The organism is Mesorhizobium sp. WSM4807 (assembly GCF_055811615.1).
Genome location: NZ_JBVVQY010000014.1, coordinates 54981 through 72094, shown reverse-complemented (window position 1 = coordinate 72094; position 17114 = coordinate 54981). Strand labels below are relative to the sequence as shown.

The following is a 17114-nucleotide window of genomic DNA, read 5'->3' as shown; positions in this document are numbered from 1 at the left end:
CTTTTTCGATCGTCGCACAGGGATGTCTCGCCAGACGGTGCGGTTGTTCTTGCAGCACACCTGCTGTGGGAGGATAATCTGCTGTCGGATGCATTTTCTGGGCGACAAACCCGGATGCCCGCCCCGGCGGTGACGCCGTGCTCCGAGGCCCCGGAGGGAGGTGTGCATGACAACCTATATCGTGCTGATCAACTGGACGGAGCAGGGCGCCAAAAATGTGCGCGAGTCGCCGAAGCGGCTCGATGCCGCCAAGAAGCTGCTTGGAGACATGGGCGGCTCGTTCAAGGCTTTTTATCTCACCATGGGCGAATGCGATATGGTGGCGGTCGTCGAAGCGCCCGACGATGCGGTGCTCGCTCGTTTCTCGCTGATGCTGGCGACAGGCGGCAACGTGAGGACGCGGACGCTCAAGGCCTTCCCGGAATTGGCCTATCGCGAGATCATCGCCTCGCTCGGCTGAGGCGCTGCGCGGCTACAGATCCGCGCAAACTGCCGAGTTCCTGATATAGAACGGTCAGGCGCCGCTTGACGGCGCCCGATCCGCTGATCATGAGGAGGAATGCTGCTCTCGCTTCATTTTCTCCATATCCCGAAGACGGCTCGTCGCGGCCAGGCTGGTCCGGAAATGTTGCGGGGCCGAGGCATTTCCCGGATAATCGGCGCAGCCCTTCAACTCGCGTCTCAAAACACATGTCCAAGCCTCTGCTGACCGTCTGGTACAACACCCGTTGTCCGGTTTGCGATGCCGGGATCAGCCGGCAAAAGCGGCGGCTGGTCGAGGCGATCAAGGCCGGGCGGATCACGTTTTGCGACATCAATGCCGAGCCGGCGGCACTGGCCGGGTACGGCGTGTCGCTGGAGGACATCCGCCGCCGGCTGCACGCAACCGAGGCGGACGGCAAACTGCTGGTCGGCGCCGACGTCGCAATTGCCGTCTGGCTGAGAACGCCGGGCGAGGGCTGGCTGGCAACGCTGTTCGGCAATCCCGCCGCGCTGCCGTTGACGCGCTATGCATATGATCGCTTCGCCGATCTTCTCTATGCCTGGAACCGGCGCAAGGGCCGCTGGTAACCGGTATTAGCCAAGCTCGGTGACGAAATCAATCTGGTTGGCACCGTTCTCAGATACATCGTAAGATATATCTTGACTCAACGGCCTCGCCCGCATAATTGAGATATATCGTAAGACATAACTCAAGGAGCAGACATGCACGAACATCATCATTTCGGCGAGCATGCCGAGCGCGTTTTCATGCATATGGCCGGCAAGTTCGGCGGTCGTGGCGGCGGCTTCGGCCCATTCGGCCACGGCATGAGGGGCGGCGGGCGCGGCGGGCCGGGCGACATGTTCCGCGCCGGGCGCATGCTGGCCGACGGCGATCTCAAGCTGATCACGCTGTCGCTGCTGGCCGAGGCGCCGCGCCACGGCTACGACATCATCAAGGCGCTGGAGGAACGCACCAGCGGCGTCTACAGCCCGAGCCCCGGCGTGGTCTATCCGACGCTGACCTTCCTGGAAGAGGCCGGCTATGCCGTCTCGTCGGCGGAAGGCAACAAGAAGGTGTTTTCGATTACCGAGGCGGGGCAGGCGCATCTCAATGACAATCGCGAGATGATCGACCACGTGCTCGATCATCTCGAGCGTTTCGGCCGCAAGATGGCAAAGGCGCGCGAGTGGTTCGGCTGGAACGACGACGGCGAGGATAGCGGACGGCGCGGCCGCGGCCGTTCGGAGAAGCGCGACGAATTCCGCGCCGTGCGCCACCGGCTGCGCGCAGCCCTCGGCGACATCGTCGACGCGCCTGCCGAAAAACAGGCTGAGGCGATCGCCATACTGGAAGGAGCGGCCGAAGCCCTGGAAGCGCTGTCGCGCGGCTGACTTCTGCGGCCGGGTCGGCCCTTGCTGGTTTGCCTAAGGACCGCTAGTGAAATCATCCTGCACCACGCTATGTGATGCAGGATGATTGCCGTTGGAGGGCCCGCCCATGTCTTTTCTGAAACGTCTTTTCGGCGGCGGCGGCGGTGACGCGGGCGAGCCAAAGAGTGGTGCACCGGCAAAGCAGATCGAGCACAAGGGATTTTTGATCAGCGCCACGCCCTACAAGGCGGAAGGCCAATACCAGACCTGCGGCGTGGTTTCTAAGGAAATCGACGGCGTGGTGAAGGAACACAAATTCATCCGCGCCGATCGTTTTGCCGGGCTCGACGACGCTGTCGACATCTCGATCAAGAAGGGCATCCAACTCGTCGACGAGCAGGGCGAGAAGATTTTCGGTTAGCTTGGCGCACGGCGATGTCGCGACATCGGAGCGACGTCAGAAAGCTGTAGGATCCGCCGACGCCTCGTCGGGCATCAGGCGGCAAGTGCAAAAAAGGCAGGCGCCTGGCGCCTGCCTTTTTAGTTCTGGCTACCGGCTGTTCGCGGTCTACGCGGCAGCGGCGACGGCTCCGGTCGAGGCGACCACCGCATCCACCTTGGCGGATGCCTTGGCCAGGGCGGCCGTGACGGCCTCGGGCCCCATGCCGACGCCTTCGATGCGGATGACTTCGACATCGGTCATGCCGATGAAGCCAAGCACGCTGCGCAGGTAAGGGATGGCATGATCCATCTGGACGGCAGCGCCTTCCGAATAGATGCCGCCGGAGGCAAGGACGATGTAAACCTTCTTGCCGGTGACGAGGCCCTTCGGGCCGTTCTCGCCATACGCGAAAGTTTTGCCGGAGCGGGCGACGTGATCGACCCAGGATTTCAGGGTCGACGAGATGCCGAAATTGATGAAACCGGTGGCCAGGACGATGGTATCGGCCGCAAACAGCTCGTCCAGCACGCCGTCGGAAACACCGACGACCTCAGCCTGGCGCGGGGTGCGGGCCTCGACGGGCGTATAGATACCGGTCGAATAGTCGGGATCGATGTGCGGCAGCGGGTTGGCCACGAGATCGCGGACGACCAGCTTGGCCGAAGGGTCGGCGGCAAGCAGCTTTCCGGCAAGCTCGGTGGCGATGTGGGTCGAATGCGAAGCAGCGCCGCGCGGGCTGGAAGTGACAAGTAGGATGGACATGGCCGGGTCTCCAGGATTGGAATGAATTGTCCCGACCTATATGGACTCGCTGACCCATTTGAAAAACCGGTATATTTCATGTATGTTCCATCTAAATATTGGATATAACGATGCAGCCAAACCCGACGCTCGATCAGCTTCAGATCCTTGTCACCGTCGCCGACACCGGCAGCTTCTCGGCCGCCGGCCGCAAGCTCAACCGAGCGCAGTCGGTTATCAGCTACGCCATCGCCAATCTCGAGGCACAGCTTGGACTGAAACTGTTCGAGCGCGAGGGCATGCGCGAGCCGCAGCTGACCGATATCGGTAAGGCGACGCTTGAAGATGCGCGGCGCATGGTCGGCGTGCTCCAGCGCATGCGTTCCAGGGTTGACGGCTATCACCAGGGGCTAGAGACCGAAGTGGCGCTGTCGGTCGATGCGGCGCTGCCATCACCGGTGCTGGTGCGGGTGCTGAAGGCGTTCGAGGCGCAGTTCCCGACCGTGATGCTGCGCCTGCATATCGGCACGCTCGGCCTGATCCCCGATCATGTCGTCAACGGGCAGGCCGATCTCGGTGTTGGCGGCCTGCTGGGCGAGGTCGACGTCCATCTTGGGCGCATCGGCTTCATGTCGATAGTGCTGGCTGCCGCGCCCAGCCACCCGCTGGCGCTGCTGCCGAAGCCGGTGGCGATCGAGGATGCGCGCGAACACATTCAGCTCGTTGTCACCGACCAGTCCGAGCGCACCAAGGGGCGCGACTTTGGCGTCTTTGCCTATCGCACCTGGCGGCTGACGGATCTGCGCACCAAACATATGCTGATGCGCGAGGGGCTGGGCTGGGGCGGGCTGCCGCGCTGGCTGATCGCCGACGATCTGGCCAGTGGTCGGCTGGTCGAACTCGATCTGGAGCCGTTCAGCGAGGTGCGTTCGCCACTCTATGCCATGCACCGGGCCGACCGCAGCCCGAAACCGGCGGCTGCCTGGCTGATTGATCAGTTCAAGCGTCAGCTCCGCTGCTTCAACGAGTTCGAGCCGGGCGAAGTGCCTGAGGAGGAACCGGAGACAGCCCGTCAATCAGCGCCATGAGAACGGCGCGATAGTCCTTGGTTGAAGCGCCGGCCTCGACCGCAAGCGCAGCGCGGTCGAAGGCGGCCGCAAACAGCGCAGTCAGCGCTTCCACCGGCAATTTCACCATGGTCTGTGCGCGCATCGCCGCGACGAGGCCTTCGCGCAGGGTACGGTTGCCGTGGCGGTTGTCGATCTCGTCCATGGCGGCGCGGCCGAGCACGGCTGGCCCGTCGAGCAGCAGCAGCCGGGTGCGGCCGGGTGCGCGCATGGCTGCAAGATAGGCATCGGAGCCGGCAATCAGCGCGTCGCGGGCAAACAGCGAAGGCGGCGAGGCGCGCTCGATCTCTTCTGCCACAGCCGCCGCCTCGTGCTCGACCACGGCGGCAAACAGGGCCTGCTTGTCGGCAAAGTGATGATAGAGCGCGCCACGCGTGACGCCGGCCGCAGCGACGATCTCCGGCGTGCCTGTCTCGGCATAGGATTTTTCTGTGAACAGTTTGCGCGCCGCGGCGATCAGGTCGGCACGCGTCGCTTCGGTGCGATCGCGGTTGGAACGGCGCGCGGATTTCTGTTGCATACATACAGCCTGTATGTTAATAACTTTTGCATGCAGACTGTATGTGATTTAGCGGGAGAAGGAAAGATGAAGACGACGAGCTATTATCCGGTGCTTATGACGGGCGACGTGGCCGGCACGAAAGCCTTCTATATCAATCACTTCAGTTTCAAGCCGCTGTTTGCGAGCGACTGGTATGTGCATCTGCAATCAGCCGAGGATCGCCGGGTCAATCTCGGCATCGTCCAAGGCGACCACGAGACGATACCTGAGGAGGGGCGTGGCCGAACGTCGGGGCTGTTGATCAATTTCGAGGTCAAGGATCCAGACGCGGTCTACGAACGGATCCTGGCGGCCGGCCTGCCGATCCTGCGTTCCTTGCGCGACGAACCCTTCGGCCAGCGTCATTTCATCACCAAAGACCCCAATGGCGTGCTGATCGACGTGATCAAGCCAATCCCGCCGAGCGCGGAGTTCCTGGCGCAGTTTGTTGAAGGGTGACAGGGAGCCTGAACGACGGCCCCTGGCAGGAACTGTCGGCAGAGGTGAGAGGACGGCTCGGGCCGCGTGACCGGGCGGGCATTCGCGGTCTATGGTGAGCTTGGCAACCCTGGGCCCATTCGATGCGTGAAATCTGCCTTGTCCGCGCACCCTCAAACCTTGGCCTGCGCCCGCTGAGGCCAGGTCATATACCGGGGACGTGGCGTGCGCCGCAGGCGTTGACCGAAGCTGGCTTGATCGAGACGCTTTCGCCCGTCAAAGTGGTTGATCTCGATCGGCCCGCCTATAGCACGGAGCCGCAGCCGGGCACCCGGCTGCGCAACGGCAACGCGATACGCAGCTTCAATCTCGAACTCGCCGAAGTTGTTGCCGGCGCGCTGGGGCGAGGCGAATTCCCGCTGGTCGTCGGTGGCGACTGCGCGGTCCTGCTTGGCGCACTGGCTGGCGCACGGCGATCTGGTCCGGTGGCACTGGTCCATGTCGATGGCCACAGCGATTTCCGCCATCCGGGCAACTACGACATCAACGCTTCGCTCGGCTCGGCGGCTGGCATGGACCTTGCGCTCGCCACCGGACGTGGCGAGCCGTTGCTGACCGACTGGCCCGATATCGCAAGCCCGCTTGTTGCGGACGAACAGGTGATTCAGATCGGCGAACGCGAGAACCGCGACCCCGACTTTGCCTGGCCGGATATCAATTCGACTGCGATGACGCTGATCGATGTCTTTGCCGTGCGAGAGCTTGGCGCGGCAAAGGTCCTGGAAAAGACCTGGACCGCGCTGGCGCGAACCGGCTCGCCCTATTGGGTGCACTTCGACGTCGATGCGCTCGACCAGACGGTGATGCCGGCGGTCGATTCACCAGGCAGCCCCGGCATCGATCCCGACGATCTCGTCGCCATCCTCGCGGCGCTGGTGGCGGACCCGCGCTGCACCGGAATGGACATGACCATTTTCGATCCGGACCTCGATCCGACCGGCGAGTTGGCAGTGCTGCTGGTTTCGCTGCTTGGCCAGATCTGTGCGCCGCGATAGTTGTCAGGTCCGCGCCACCGGCATCACCGTGACCTGAGTAATGCCGGAGCGGCGCACCACCGTGCACAGCGTCTCGCGGCCGATGCGCTCGGCATCGAGCAGGCGCACCAGATCGTCGACGCCGGTGACCGGTCGGCCGTCGATGGCGGCGATGATGTCGCCTTCCCTGAGCCCGGCCTTGGCCGCCGGGCCGTTCGCCTCGACGCTGCGCAGGCGCACCGCCGTGCTGGTCGACACCTGCGACAGAAGGGCGGCGCGGCGCGGCAGGTTTGCCGTGTCGGCCGAGACGCCGATGAAGGCGCGGCGGACGCGGCCGAAGCGGATGATCTCCGAAATGACGAAATTGGCGGTGTTGGAGGCAACCGCGAAGGCGATGCCTTGCGCGCCGTGGATCATGGCGGTGTTGACGCCGATGACCTCGGCCGCCGACGACACCAGCGGTCCGCCGGAATTGCCGGGGTTGAGCGCTGCGTCGGTCTGGATGACATCGTCGATCAGCCGGCCGGTGGAGGCACGCATCGAGCGGCCGAGCGCCGAGACGACACCTGATGTGACGGTCCATTCGAAGCCGAGCGGGTTGCCGATGGCAATGGCGATCTGGCCGCGCCGCAGGCGCTTGGAATCGCCGAGCGGCGCGATATCGGCAAAGCTGCCGTCGGCACGCACCAGCGCGATGTCGGTGTCGGGGTCGCGGCCGAGAACACGGCCTTCTCTGGAGACGCCGTCCGGCAGGGTGACGCGGACGCTGCGGGCATCGCCGACGACGTGGAAATTGGTGACGACCAGCCCGTCCGGCGTGATGACGAAGCCGGAGCCTTGGCCGCCGGCGCCACCGATGCGCTCGATGCGGCAGACGGCGGGACCGATGCGGTCCACGGCATCGGCGACCGTTGCCGAATAATCATCGAGCAGCGCATCGTCGAACTGAAATTGCTGGGCGGGGAGGGACATGGCAGGGCTCCGTGTCTTTAGAGCAAGATGAAGGATGCCTATATGTGCGGAGCGGCCGGATCGGCCGCGACCTGACCAGATGGCCAGTCCAACGCCCAACTAGCCGTCAGGCGAGTACCCGCGAACGCGCTGCCGAGCGATATCTGGGGTAGAGCGACGAGCGTCCATTGGACGCTCAAAGTACGCTCTAAGACTTTCAGTTCTCGCATCGTGCTTTCCGAAAATCGATTCCGATTTCGGGCCGATGCGATAAAGACCCAGGAGACCAACATGAGCGACTTCAATCTGAGCGCATTTTCCGACGCCATCGCCGATATCGCCGCCGCAGCGGCGCCGGCGACGGCGAGCTTCGCCACGCATCAGCATCGCACCGCGACCGCCTTCCACTGGCGCGACGGCTATTTCATCGCTGCCGAGGAGGCGGTGGAGGCCGGCGAGGAGATCGAGCTGACGCTTTCTTCGGGCGACAAGGTGAAGGCTGAGCTGGTCGGCCGCGATCCATCCACTGGGACGGCCCTTCTGAAGCCGACAGGCGCGCCGGACGTGCCGCCGCTGGCCAAGGCAGGCACGGTGCGGCCGGGCCATCTGGCCATCGCCGTCGGCAATGGCGACGGTGCGGGGCTCGTCGCATTCGGCACGGTCGGTGAGGTCGGTCCGACCTGGCGCTCAATGCGCGGCGGCACGATCGACCGGCGCATCAATCTGGCCGTCAATGCCGGCGGCCGTTTCGAGGGCGGGCCTGTGCTCGACGCCAACGGCGCACTGATCGGCATGCTGCTGTTCGGCCCGCGCCGGCGGGCGCTGGTCATGCCTTACGAGACGATCGAGCGGGCGGTGGCGACGCTACGCGAGAAGGGCCATGTCGCGCGCGGCTATCTCGGCGCCGGCCTGCACCCGATCCGCAATGGCGACACGCATGGCGCGATGGTGATGAGCCTCGACGACAATGGCCCGGCGAAGGCGGCCGGCCTGCATCTTGGCGACATCATCGTGTCGTGGAACGGCGAGGCCGTGCATGGTCCGCGCGAGCTGATCCGCAGGCTCGGGCCGGACAGCGCCGGCGCGTCGGTGACCCTCGGCGTGGTACGCGGCGGCGAACGGCGCGATGTCGTGCTGACTATCGGCGAAAAGCCGCTGAGCTGAGAAGATCGATGGCAAGTCACGGGATCATGGGGCGGCGGCTGACGGTGCTGATCGCGCTCGATGACGCCGTGCGCGCCGAACACCTGTCGACGACCCTTGCCGCGACCGAGGATCTGCTGCCGCTTGTGGCCGGCAGCGCCAATAGCGGCGACAGAGCCGAAGTCGCGGTCGTCGATGACAATTACCTGGAAAGAGGGGGCCTGGAAGGCGGGGCCAATGATCCAGCGATACCTCAGGTGCTCCTGTCTCAACGAGCGAGCCGGCAGCGGCCGGTCGATACCGTGTTTGCCGTGCTGCCGGCGGCAGCGGACGATCTGCTGGTCGCTGCCGCCGCGCGGCTGGCGGCGGCTGGCTACCGGATTTCGGGCGAGGGCCGCCCTTTGTCCGATCGGCATGACGATTTCGCCTTCCATGACGACGACCTCTCCGACGAGGAGCCGGTCGACGACAGGGCCGAGCGGCCGCCGCTGTCGCCGCGCGAGAGCGAAGTGCTGGCGCTTTTGGCCGAGGGCGCGCCCAACAAGGTGATCGCGCGGCGCTTGAACATTTCTGTGCACACGGCGAAGTTCCACGTCGCGGCGATCCTGATCAAGCTAGGTGCGGCCAACCGCACCGACGCGATCGCCATCGCCATGCGGCAAGGCCTGGTGCTGGTCTAACCTCCGAGCCTACGCAGCGTAATCAACATCCGGCGTGTTGGGCCTTGCGCGGCACGCAACCGCCGCGCAAGGATCACGCCTGTAATGTTGCAAGGGAGGCGCAAGACATGTCGCTCAAGGGAAAGACGCTGTTCATCTCCGGCGGGTCGCGCGGGATCGGGCTGGCGATCGCGCTGCGCGCTGCGAGCGACGGCGCCAATGTGACGATCGCGGCCAAGACCGCCGAGCCGCATCCAAAGCTGCCGGGTACGATCTACACGGCGGCTGAGGAGATCGAGCAGGCAGGCGGCAAGGCGTTGCCGATGTTGTGCGACATACGCGAGGAGGGGCAGGTGGCCGAGGCGGTCGCCCGGACCGTCGAAAAGTTCGGCGGCATCGACATCTGCATCAACAATGCCAGCGCCATCCAACTCACCGGCACGCTGGAAACCGATATGAAGCGCTACGATCTGATGCACCAGATCAACACCCGCGGCACGTTCTTGGTTTCCAAAATCTGCATTCCGCACCTGAAGTTGGCTGACAATCCTCACATCTTGAATCTGGCGCCGCCGCTCGACATGAAGGCCAAATGGTTCAAGAACCATGTCGCCTATACGATGGCCAAATTCGGCATGTCGATGTGCACGCTGGGCATGAGCGCGGAGTTCGCCAGGGACGGCATCGCCGTCAATTCGCTGTGGCCGATCTCGACAATCGATACGGCAGCGGTGCGCAATCTTCTGGGTGGGGCGACAGTGGCGGCGATGAGCCGTTCGCCCGATATCATGGCCGATGCCGCGCATGCGATCCTGCTCAGGCCGTCGCGCGAAGCGACCGGCAATTTCTACATCGACGAGGAGGTGCTGCGCGCCGAGGGCGTCAGCGATTTTTCGATCTATGCGCCTGATGCGACAGGTCCGCTCGCCGGTGACTTCTTCGTTCCCGACGAGGTGTTTGCGAATTCGGAAACCAACATCAAAAGTATCAACTGACGGGCACCAGACGCCGTTCTCACTCCTCAGCCTTGCTGGCTTTGAGCCTCGCATAGGCTTCAGTTCAACACCGAAGCCGGAAACAAAAACCCCGCCGGCGAGGGGGGGTACCGGCGGGGCTCATGTGTCCCGCTGGAGTCGGGACAGGGCAGGGAAGCCCTAGCCAGAATCTGGGGTGGACGACCTCGCGATTCAATGCCTGGTTAAATCGCGACGTACATTCTCCTTCAACCTCGGCTCATTGCCGGAAATTGCCCATCCCGGTGAAACCGGGTGGGCTACGTCTTCCTGTATAGATTCCAGAAACCAGTTCAGGTTTCTGGAATCATTGCTTTTAAGTTGGCCATGATCTTTACGAAAACCGGTTTCCGCCTTTTGCGTCGCTGACCTTCGGTTCGGGACCATGGCCTAATTCGCACTGGCGACCGGCGCCACCAGCGAGGTGATGCGGCGGATGGCGACGCGACGGTTCTCGCGCTCAGGCTCCGGCGTGTCGACCTTGAGGTACTCCTCGCCATAGCCCTGTGTCGTCAGGTTCTCCGGCGGGATGTTGAAGGCGTTGGTCAGGGCTTCTGCGACCGCCTCCGCGCGACGGTCGGACAGGGCGAGGTTCGCCTCCGGCCTGCCGACGGCATCGGTATGGCCTTCGATCAGGAAGGTTTCCGCCGGGTTCTTCTCCAGCAGCTTCTCCATGGCACTGGCGACGCCTTCGAGTTTCTGCACCTCGGTGTCGGGGATCGAGGCTGAACCGAATTCGAAGTTCAGCGTGTCGAGGTCGATGCGGCGGGCGATGTCGCGCACGCGGGCAGAACGCTTGACCTCGTCGATCGAGTAGAGGCGCTGCACCCTCTCCACCGGCGGCTGTTCGAGGAAGGCATAGTAGTCGTCCGGATCCTCGACCTCTTCGGAATCCAGAATGTACTCCTCGCGCGAAATGTCGATCCGAATCGGCGGCAGGTCGTCACCCGGATCACGCCAGTCGCCATAGTCCTCATAATACCGCTCGTCGACATAGCTCAGCACATATTCGCGTCCGTCGGGCGCGATGCGTGAACGCCGGATGACGTCGCCGTAGCGGTTGCGGATGGTGACGATCTGGATTCCGTTGTCACGCTCGACGATTTCCCGGGTGCGATCGCCCGACAGCTCCTCATAGTAGACGTTCCTCGCGCCACGGCGCATGCGCGGGGTATCGTCGCTTTCCACGATCGTCTGGTTGTTGAACTGGAGGATAACGCGGTCGCCGAGTTCCCTGACGACGTCGACCCCTTGCGGACGGGGACGGCGGCGAATGTCCTCGACGTCGGGCACACGCTCAACGCGTTTGCCCTTTTCCTCCGTCACCGGAACCATCCTCTCAAGCTTGATCGCCTGCTGGGCCGTCCTGTCGTCGGTGGGCGGCGGTCCCTGGTCGACCGGAGCCGGCTTCGGGGCTTCCGCCTGCTCGCCGTTCTGCTGGGTGGGCTGACCACCCGCGTCCTGGCCGACAGTCTCTTGCGCGTTGTCCCTGCCGCCCTTGCGCTTACGCCTGGCATCCTTCTGGCTGTCGAACACGGGAGCCGCGTTTGGATCGGACGCTTCGCCCTGGACCGGAGTTTCGCCTTGGGCCGGCGCAGCCTGCTCGCCATCGGCGGGCTGCTCGCCGGTTGTCGGCTGCTCGCCCGTCGCCGGCTGTTCGCCGATAGGCTTCTTGCGACGGTCCTTAGCCTGATCCCGGGGCTCTTCGCCCTCGGCGGGAGCCGTTTGCTGGTCGGTCGGAAGCGGCTCGGCCTGCTCGCCGGCGGGCGTTTCCTTCCTGGCCGGCTGTTCGGATGGTGCGGCTTCGATCTGCTGATCCTGCTTCCGCTTCTTGCGCGGCTTGACCTGCTCGTTGTCATTTGCAGGTGCGGCCTTCTCGCCCGGCGCCGCCTGTTCGGCGGGTTCTTCGGCGGGTGCGGCTTCGATCTGCTGTTGCTGGTCGCGCTTCTTCCTGCGCGGTTTTTGCTCTTCGGCCGGGGCGGCCTGTTCGGCCGGCGCTGCTTCGATCTGCTGTTGGTCGCGCTTCTTCCTGCGCGGTTTTTGCTCTTCGGCCGGGGCCGCCTGCTCGGCTGGCGCTTCTTCGATCTGCTGTTGTTCGCGCTTCTTCCTGCGCGGTTTTTGCTCTTCGGCCGGGGCCGCCTGTTCGGCAGGGGCTGATTCGGTCTGTTGTTGCTGCTCGCGCTTCTTCCTGCGTTGATTGCCCTGCTCGTCCCCGGAAGGCGCGGCCTGCTCCGTGGGAGCCGATTCAGCCTGCCGCTCGCGCTTCTTGCGCGGCTTCTGCTCCGGTTCCGCCTGCTGTGGGCAGCCTTCCGCCGACTCGCCTTCGGGGCAATTCGATTGCGCCAAGATCAAGGGCGTTGCGGTACGTTGCGGCGGTTCGAACGCGGCGCTGCCCTGCAGCGGGAATGCGCCCAACGGCGCGGACGCCATGAGCAGGCCAAGTGCCGTGCCTGCCAGAATCCGTGGTTGGCGTTTCATTAGAAATTCTCCTTTTGGCGTCCCATCCCGGCCCAAACTGTTCATCAACCGGATTGGTTCCGGTTAGCAGGCATTAACGGCCACGAAGGGCGATTGGCCGGCGTTTTGAAGGCGACTTCGTGTCATTCCTATGGTGCCGGCCTATGGTGCTGGCCGGGTTTGCGTCGCCGCGGTGCTTGACCTTGACGCCGGCGGGGGCCACATCCCGTCAATGGAAACGCCGTTCTGGAAAACCAAGACGCTCGAAGCGATGACCCCGGCCGAGTGGGAATCGCTTTGCGACGGCTGCGGCAAATGCTGCCTGTCGAAACTCGAGGACGAAGACACCGGCGAGATCTACTGGACGAGCGTCGGCTGCCGGCTGTTCGACGCCGAAACGTGCCGCTGCTCGGACTATGCCAACCGGCTGGCGCGCGTCCCGGACTGCGTCGGGCTGACGCCGCAGAATGTGCGCACCATCAGTTGGCTGCCCAAGACCTGCGCCTATCGACTGGTCGCCGAGGGCCACGATCTCTACTGGTGGCACAGGCTGGTGTCGGGGAGTGCCGAGACGGTGCATGAGGCCGGCATCTCGATGCGCGGCCGGGTCAGCGCCAGCGAGACCGATCTTGCCGAGCCGGACGACTATTTCGAACACATGCTGGACGACGAGCCTTAGGGCGAGCCTCAAGGCCAGGATCGGAACCGCCTGCGCGACAGGGCATTTTCCATTCGGGATTGTCCAGAACCGGCCACATCGTCCAGAACCGAAAAGCGGAGAAATGCGAAATTACCTGTTGTTGCAACATGAACCCAAAATGAACGGCTGGTTCGTAAAAAGTTCAGATACGCAGGCGCATTCTCCTCCCCATCGGCTCGACCAGGACACATTGGTCGATCAAGACACACCAGTTCGATCAAGACGGGCGGAAGCCTGAACAAGGAGAGAAGACAATGTTCAACACGATCAAGACGGTTGCCCTTTCGGCGCTCATCGGCCTCGGCACGCTTGCCGCTATCCCCGCCACAGCCCAGGCAGACAGCATCTATCTCGGCTTCGGCAACAACGACGAACCACGCGTCGGCGTCTATACCGGCGACGAGGATGGTTTTTACCGCGAACGCCGCCGCGAACGCGACTGGCGCCGGTCCTGCTCGCCGAACCGTGCCCTCAATAAGGCAGAGCGCATGGGTCTGCGCCGCGCCCGTATTGTCGACGTCAGCCGCCGCACGGTGAAAGTAGCGGGCCGTCAGTATGGCGACCGCGTGCTGGTCGTGTTCGCCAATGAGCGCGGCTGCCCGGTCCTCTACCGGTAAGCGTTCATCTACCGGCAAGGGTGCGGCTCGAAAAACCCCCGGGGGATCAGTCCTCCGGGGGTTTCTTCATGCAGCAAGATCGATGTTGCCTGTTACCCGCGCTTCAGGCGGCGGTCACTTCAACTCGAAAGTGACAGTGACCTGCACCGTGTAGGAATTCTCGCCGGCCTGCACCGGAACCGATTCGCGGGCCGCGTCGAAGGCCTTGGCGTTCATCGGTATCGGCGGCGGCGCGACATTCTGGTCGGTGATTTCCAGCACCCGCCCGATGCTGACGCCGGCGGCTTCAGCCAGCGTCTTTGCCTTGGCCATGGCGTCGGCGACCGCCTTCTTGCGGGCTTCGGTGAGAGTTGCAGCCGGATCCTCGTTGGAAAACGAGATGCCGCCGCCCTGGTTGACGCCGAGCGATACCGCCTTGTCGAGAATCTCGCCGGTTTTGTCGATGTCGCGGATGCGCACCGAAAGCGTGTTGGTCACCTGGTAGGCGATGAGTTCGGCTTCCTGGCTGCCGTCCGGCTTGTTGGTGTAGTTGTAGCGCGGGCTGATCTGGATGCCGGCTGTCTGCAGGTCGCGCTCCTTGATGCCAGCCGACTTCATAGCGGCGATCACGGAGGCCATGGCGTCGTTGTTGGCATCGAGCGCGGCACGCGCGGTCTTGGCCTCGCGCATGACGCTGAGCGTCAGCAGCGCCAGATCGGGGGCCGCGGTCGCTTCGCCTTCGCCGGTGACGACGATGCGGGGCGGGGGCGGCGAATCGGCCGCGCCGGCCATCGCCGGAAACGCGATAGCGGCGGCGAGCGCCAAGGGCAAAAGATGTCTGGTCATAACAATCTCCTTGGTCTTGCGATCCAGTCGCACCTGTCGACTACCGCATCGGCCCAAGAATCGGAATCGATTTCGGAAGGCCCGATGCGTAGATTCAAAGCGTTAGAGCGTACTTTGCGCGTCTAAGTGGACGCACGTCGCTCTAATGTCTGAATATGGGCTGATTTGGACGATCTCGGCCAGCCAGTTCGGAAAGCCTTGTGCGATTCGGGGAAAAACATTAATCCAGCCGCGTGTGGGGCCTGTAGCTCAATGGTTAGAGCCGGCGGCTCATAACCGCTTGGTTGGGGGTTCGAGTCCCTCCGGGCCCACCATAACCATTGATTTTATTGACAAAAAGTGCCCTGGGCCCAAAACGTTTTGGGCCCATTATGGGCCCAAAGCAAAGACCGTGGTCCCGGTTTGTTCCGACTCGATTTGATTATCTGACAATGCGGAGGTTTGCCGGCCGCTTCATGGCGTCACGTTTGGCCTCGCGCTCGTTGATGGCACGAGCAATATCAACCGCGATCCGCTTTTTGTTGGCCTCACGTACATAATCATCTGTTACCGTCATGGAGGAATGGCCCATCGCCTCCATGATGGCTCGCGCTTGGATGTTGCATTCAGCAAGGTAGGTGCCGAAAGTGCGGCGTAGGCCATGGAGCGTGTAGCCGCCAGGAATTCCCGCCTGCCGCGTCCAGTGCTGCATCATGCCCGTTAGGCTCTTTTCCGAAAATGACCTGCCATAGGCGTTCTTTAAGACAGTGCCGCCTTGCGAGCGATCAAGCGGCTCCAGGGCCGCTGCTAGCTTGTCTACGACCGGAATGAACATCTCGCGCCCGCCATGGCGGTTGCGGTTCTTCTTCTGGCGGAAATCAAAGGCCTCGATCAGCACGAGCGAGCCGTCGAACAGTTCGATCTCTTCGGTTAAAAGATCATCCCACTCAAGAGCAGCGATATCGCCGCGCCGATTTCCAAGCCAAAAGCCGAGTGCATAGCAGGTGCGTGCGGCTGTGCCGATGGGATGTCGCTCCTCGAACCTTTCGCGCATCGCGATCGGCCAGGCCGGGTTCCTGGTCGATTTGGGCACTCGCACGCGGATGGACAACGAGGGATCGTCGTGCGGCTTTATCCATTTTTCGACATCGGTCGCGACCCATACAAGCTTCTTGATGGCAACCAGCATGTGTTTGGCGACTGTGCGATTGGTCCTGAAGATGCTTTCGATGATGGCGCGAAGCCGATCCGCGTCGAGAAGCTCCACCGGAGTATCGCGCCAAGTGAGTGGGTAGTTTGGATCGACCCGCAGGTTGAGAAAACGCTCAATCAGTCTTGCATTCTTCTGCTGCGTCGCCTCATCAAAATCCAACCACTCCATTGTCGTTTCAAGCCGGCGCGCGGCATGGCCAAAAGTTTTTGGCAGTGCCCGACCGGGAAAATCGATGATAACCGCATTCTTATGTTGGCCCTGCGTGGCCTTCTCGTAAGCCGCCTCGAACTCGGGATCGCCGGGTTTGCCGGGAAGGCGGATTTCAGGCATGGCCTTTGCGCGGTAGCGATAGATTAGCTTGCCGTTCTTGAAGCGCGAAGATACCCCTGGGTAACTGGCGTCCTTAAATGGACGAGCCATCAAATGCTCCTTTCACGCCCTTTCAGATTTGCCCGTAGCGAAGGGGTTTCGCTTTCGATGGCAACGCGCAGGAGTACCGGGTAAGGAAAGCCTCTTCCTTGCTCTATGCCTTCAAAGGTGCGCTTCGGTATTCCTAGCACCTTGGCCGCGGCTGCGGCAGTGAACCCTTCCTTGGCCCGCCATGCTTTCACGTCTTGCGCAAGTTTCTCATTCTCGTTCACGTCATGCCTTCCGCACAGGCTATCATCGTACTACGTCTGCAGCGTATACGCAACAAGCGTAACTGCTAGCTTTTTTCTAGGTTCCGTTTGCTTCGTTCCAACAGCTCTTGAAGGCCGCTATCTTTGTCCGGCAACGAGGTGAAAGCTATATCGAGGGCTACACGATCCCAGACAGCGCGGCTGTTGATGCGCTTGGGCTGGGGCATCCGCCCATCGGCGACCATCTCGTCAAAAAGCGTCGATCCGACACCGATGTAACGAGCCGCTTCCTCACGAGATAGCCCTCGTGGGGCATACGAGATTGCGTCACTCTTCATGGACGCTGCCTCACTGGTAATCCGGGCGTGTCGGCATCGAAGCGCAAAGCCACATCCTAGTTGCTAATTCGTAGCGAGGAGATCGTGTTGGGCTAACATAAGAAGAGCCTCGTTAAGCGGAAGCGGCCTGACTAGTTCGTTCGGCGTAAACTGGCGGCAACGTGTGAACTGGGGTCATTGCGGCAGGAGAGCAATCCGTGGGGCAAGTCGGCGGACGGCTTTTCGCTGAGCTGGTGGATCAGCAACCCACTACTCCGACGTCGCGTTCGGGGCCGCCAGCAGACGGGCAGCTTTTAGCCAATTTGAGAGAACAGCTGCCCCTCCTGCTCGCTCATTCAGGCGTCTCCACTCCAACTCAAGGCTCAACGCTTCAATTTGCAGGTCCTTCGTCGTCTCCAGGGCCTTATCCTCGGACTTTC

20 protein-coding genes and 1 tRNA gene are annotated in these 17114 nt (G+C 62.9%); 13 read left to right on the top strand and 8 right to left on the bottom strand.

Annotated features, from left to right (window positions below):
• Nucleotides 1-166: 166 nt before the first annotated feature.
• The 4 genes from AC0L3N_RS19315 to AC0L3N_RS19300 all read left to right on the top strand — a co-directional run bounded on the left by AC0L3N_RS19315 (nucleotide 167) and on the right by AC0L3N_RS19300 (nucleotide 2278).
• Nucleotides 167-460, top strand: a complete 294-nt coding sequence (locus tag AC0L3N_RS19315; protein ID WP_077379810.1) for a GYD domain-containing protein — start codon at nucleotides 167-169, stop codon at nucleotides 458-460.
• Nucleotides 461-690: 230 nt separating this feature from the next.
• Nucleotides 691-1071: a thiol-disulfide oxidoreductase DCC family protein gene (locus AC0L3N_RS19310; RefSeq protein ID WP_473549096.1), complete on the top strand. Its 381-nt coding sequence runs from the start codon at nucleotides 691-693 to the stop codon at nucleotides 1069-1071.
• A gap of 135 nt (nucleotides 1072-1206) precedes the next feature.
• Nucleotides 1207-1878 carry a PadR family transcriptional regulator gene (locus AC0L3N_RS19305; protein ID WP_473549095.1) on the top strand — a complete coding sequence of 224 codons (672 nt, stop codon included), beginning with the start codon at nucleotides 1207-1209 and terminating at the stop codon, nucleotides 1876-1878.
• A gap of 106 nt (nucleotides 1879-1984) precedes the next feature.
• Nucleotides 1985-2278, top strand: a complete 294-nt coding sequence (locus AC0L3N_RS19300) for an HlyU family transcriptional regulator (RefSeq protein WP_473549094.1) — start codon at nucleotides 1985-1987, stop codon at nucleotides 2276-2278.
• Between the two features lie 147 nt (nucleotides 2279-2425).
• Here the strand turns inward: AC0L3N_RS19300 and AC0L3N_RS19295 are convergent, their stop codons facing one another.
• Entirely contained in the window at nucleotides 2426-3061 is a 636-nt protein-coding gene (locus AC0L3N_RS19295; protein WP_473549093.1) for an FMN-dependent NADH-azoreductase, read from the bottom strand.
• A 110-nt stretch (nucleotides 3062-3171) separates the two neighbouring features.
• On the opposite strand from AC0L3N_RS19295, the gene AC0L3N_RS19290 reads away from it, so the two are divergent.
• A complete protein-coding gene (locus AC0L3N_RS19290) occupies nucleotides 3172-4128 on the top strand; it encodes a LysR family transcriptional regulator (RefSeq protein ID WP_473549092.1) in 957 nt (318 codons plus the stop codon).
• On the opposite strand, the gene AC0L3N_RS19285 is transcribed toward AC0L3N_RS19290, so the two are convergent.
• Nucleotides 4061-4687, bottom strand: a complete 627-nt coding sequence (locus AC0L3N_RS19285) for a TetR/AcrR family transcriptional regulator (protein ID WP_473549091.1) — start codon at nucleotides 4685-4687, stop codon at nucleotides 4061-4063. The two genes, AC0L3N_RS19290 and AC0L3N_RS19285, sit on opposite strands and share 68 nt — an antisense overlap.
• Before the next feature lie 66 nt (nucleotides 4688-4753).
• Here AC0L3N_RS19285 and AC0L3N_RS19280 point away from each other — a divergent pair, with 66 nt between their 5' ends.
• Both AC0L3N_RS19280 and AC0L3N_RS19275 read left to right on the top strand, forming a co-directional pair.
• Nucleotides 4754-5167 (top strand): VOC family protein, encoded by a 414-nt coding sequence (locus AC0L3N_RS19280; RefSeq protein ID WP_135935022.1) that lies wholly within the window; start codon nucleotides 4754-4756, stop codon nucleotides 5165-5167.
• Nucleotides 5168-5400: 233 nt separating this feature from the next.
• Nucleotides 5401-6201, top strand: a complete 801-nt coding sequence (locus AC0L3N_RS19275; RefSeq protein WP_473549090.1) for an arginase family protein — start codon at nucleotides 5401-5403, stop codon at nucleotides 6199-6201.
• A gap of 3 nt (nucleotides 6202-6204) precedes the next feature.
• Here the strand turns inward: AC0L3N_RS19275 and AC0L3N_RS19270 are convergent, their stop codons facing one another.
• On the bottom strand, nucleotides 6205-7152 hold the full coding sequence (locus AC0L3N_RS19270; RefSeq protein ID WP_473549089.1) for a S1C family serine protease: 948 nt from the start codon (nucleotides 7150-7152) through the stop codon (nucleotides 6205-6207).
• A gap of 270 nt (nucleotides 7153-7422) precedes the next feature.
• Here AC0L3N_RS19270 and AC0L3N_RS19265 point away from each other — a divergent pair, with 270 nt between their 5' ends.
• The 3 genes from AC0L3N_RS19265 to AC0L3N_RS19255 all read left to right on the top strand — a co-directional run bounded on the left by AC0L3N_RS19265 (nucleotide 7423) and on the right by AC0L3N_RS19255 (nucleotide 9928).
• Nucleotides 7423-8295 (top strand): S1C family serine protease, encoded by an 873-nt coding sequence (locus AC0L3N_RS19265; protein WP_473549088.1) that lies wholly within the window; start codon nucleotides 7423-7425, stop codon nucleotides 8293-8295.
• A gap of 8 nt (nucleotides 8296-8303) precedes the next feature.
• The gene (locus AC0L3N_RS19260; RefSeq protein WP_473549087.1) at nucleotides 8304-8954 is read left to right on the top strand and encodes a helix-turn-helix transcriptional regulator; all 651 of its coding nucleotides are present in this window, start codon (nucleotides 8304-8306) and stop codon (nucleotides 8952-8954) included.
• A 107-nt stretch (nucleotides 8955-9061) separates the two neighbouring features.
• Nucleotides 9062-9928 (top strand): SDR family oxidoreductase, encoded by an 867-nt coding sequence (locus AC0L3N_RS19255; protein WP_473549086.1) that lies wholly within the window; start codon nucleotides 9062-9064, stop codon nucleotides 9926-9928.
• Nucleotides 9929-10336: 408 nt separating this feature from the next.
• Here AC0L3N_RS19255 and AC0L3N_RS19250 read toward each other — a convergent pair whose 3' ends face one another.
• Entirely contained in the window at nucleotides 10337-12424 is a 2088-nt protein-coding gene (locus tag AC0L3N_RS19250) for an OmpA family protein (protein ID WP_473549085.1), read from the bottom strand.
• Between the two features lie 211 nt (nucleotides 12425-12635).
• On the opposite strand from AC0L3N_RS19250, the gene AC0L3N_RS19245 reads away from it, so the two are divergent.
• Both AC0L3N_RS19245 and AC0L3N_RS19240 read left to right on the top strand, forming a co-directional pair.
• On the top strand, nucleotides 12636-13082 hold the full coding sequence (locus tag AC0L3N_RS19245; protein ID WP_095491649.1) for a YcgN family cysteine cluster protein: 447 nt from the start codon (nucleotides 12636-12638) through the stop codon (nucleotides 13080-13082).
• 275 nt (nucleotides 13083-13357) lie between these two features.
• Nucleotides 13358-13720: a hypothetical protein gene (locus tag AC0L3N_RS19240; protein WP_473549084.1), complete on the top strand. Its 363-nt coding sequence runs from the start codon at nucleotides 13358-13360 to the stop codon at nucleotides 13718-13720.
• A gap of 114 nt (nucleotides 13721-13834) precedes the next feature.
• Here AC0L3N_RS19240 and AC0L3N_RS19235 read toward each other — a convergent pair whose 3' ends face one another.
• Complete coding sequence (locus AC0L3N_RS19235) at nucleotides 13835-14545, bottom strand: SIMPL domain-containing protein (protein ID WP_473549083.1); 711 nt, start codon at nucleotides 14543-14545, stop codon at nucleotides 13835-13837.
• A 238-nt stretch (nucleotides 14546-14783) separates the two neighbouring features.
• Here AC0L3N_RS19235 and AC0L3N_RS19230 point away from each other — a divergent pair.
• Nucleotides 14784-14859: transfer RNA gene (locus AC0L3N_RS19230), tRNA-Ile, on the top strand.
• A gap of 107 nt (nucleotides 14860-14966) precedes the next feature.
• On the opposite strand, the gene AC0L3N_RS19225 is transcribed toward AC0L3N_RS19230, so the two are convergent.
• The 3 genes from AC0L3N_RS19225 to AC0L3N_RS19215 form a co-directional block, all read right to left on the bottom strand.
• Entirely contained in the window at nucleotides 14967-16157 is a 1191-nt protein-coding gene (locus AC0L3N_RS19225; RefSeq protein ID WP_473549082.1) for a site-specific integrase, read from the bottom strand.
• The gene (locus AC0L3N_RS19220; protein WP_473549081.1) at nucleotides 16157-16378 is read right to left on the bottom strand and encodes a helix-turn-helix domain-containing protein; all 222 of its coding nucleotides are present in this window, start codon (nucleotides 16376-16378) and stop codon (nucleotides 16157-16159) included. Before AC0L3N_RS19220 ends, AC0L3N_RS19225 begins: the two co-directional genes overlap by 1 nt.
• Nucleotides 16379-16443: 65 nt before the next feature.
• Nucleotides 16444-16695 carry a helix-turn-helix transcriptional regulator gene (locus tag AC0L3N_RS19215; protein WP_473549080.1) on the bottom strand — a complete coding sequence of 84 codons (252 nt, stop codon included), beginning with the start codon at nucleotides 16693-16695 and terminating at the stop codon, nucleotides 16444-16446.
• Between the last annotated feature and the right edge of the window lie 419 nt (nucleotides 16696-17114).

Bases quoted from the DNA above. Each gene is read 5' to 3' on its own strand.
- AC0L3N_RS19265 (WP_473549088.1), top strand. From the start codon at position 7,423: ATGAGCGACTTCAATCTGAGCGCATTTTCCGACGCCATCGCCGATATC.
- AC0L3N_RS19305 (WP_473549095.1), top strand. From the start codon at position 1,207: ATGCACGAACATCATCATTTCGGCGAGCATGCCGAGCGCGTTTTCATG.
- AC0L3N_RS19255 (WP_473549086.1), top strand. From the start codon at position 9,062: ATGTCGCTCAAGGGAAAGACGCTGTTCATCTCCGGCGGGTCGCGCGGG.
- AC0L3N_RS19250 (WP_473549085.1), bottom strand. From the start codon at position 12,424: ATGAAACGCCAACCACGGATTCTGGCAGGCACGGCACTTGGCCTGCTC.
- AC0L3N_RS19315 (WP_077379810.1), top strand. From the start codon at position 167: ATGACAACCTATATCGTGCTGATCAACTGGACGGAGCAGGGCGCCAAA.
- AC0L3N_RS19245 (WP_095491649.1), top strand. From the start codon at position 12,636: ATGGAAACGCCGTTCTGGAAAACCAAGACGCTCGAAGCGATGACCCCG.
- AC0L3N_RS19310 (WP_473549096.1), top strand. From the start codon at position 691: ATGTCCAAGCCTCTGCTGACCGTCTGGTACAACACCCGTTGTCCGGTT.
- AC0L3N_RS19235 (WP_473549083.1), bottom strand. From the start codon at position 14,545: ATGACCAGACATCTTTTGCCCTTGGCGCTCGCCGCCGCTATCGCGTTT.
- AC0L3N_RS19285 (WP_473549091.1), bottom strand. From the start codon at position 4,687: ATGCAACAGAAATCCGCGCGCCGTTCCAACCGCGATCGCACCGAAGCG.
- AC0L3N_RS19300 (WP_473549094.1), top strand. From the start codon at position 1,985: ATGTCTTTTCTGAAACGTCTTTTCGGCGGCGGCGGCGGTGACGCGGGC.
- AC0L3N_RS19290 (WP_473549092.1), top strand. From the start codon at position 3,172: ATGCAGCCAAACCCGACGCTCGATCAGCTTCAGATCCTTGTCACCGTC.
- AC0L3N_RS19295 (WP_473549093.1), bottom strand. From the start codon at position 3,061: ATGTCCATCCTACTTGTCACTTCCAGCCCGCGCGGCGCTGCTTCGCAT.
- AC0L3N_RS19280 (WP_135935022.1), top strand. From the start codon at position 4,754: ATGAAGACGACGAGCTATTATCCGGTGCTTATGACGGGCGACGTGGCC.
- AC0L3N_RS19260 (WP_473549087.1), top strand. From the start codon at position 8,304: ATGGCAAGTCACGGGATCATGGGGCGGCGGCTGACGGTGCTGATCGCG.
- AC0L3N_RS19270 (WP_473549089.1), bottom strand. From the start codon at position 7,152: ATGTCCCTCCCCGCCCAGCAATTTCAGTTCGACGATGCGCTGCTCGAT.
- AC0L3N_RS19215 (WP_473549080.1), bottom strand. From the start codon at position 16,695: ATGAAGAGTGACGCAATCTCGTATGCCCCACGAGGGCTATCTCGTGAG.
- AC0L3N_RS19240 (WP_473549084.1), top strand. From the start codon at position 13,358: ATGTTCAACACGATCAAGACGGTTGCCCTTTCGGCGCTCATCGGCCTC.
- AC0L3N_RS19225 (WP_473549082.1), bottom strand. From the start codon at position 16,157: ATGGCTCGTCCATTTAAGGACGCCAGTTACCCAGGGGTATCTTCGCGC.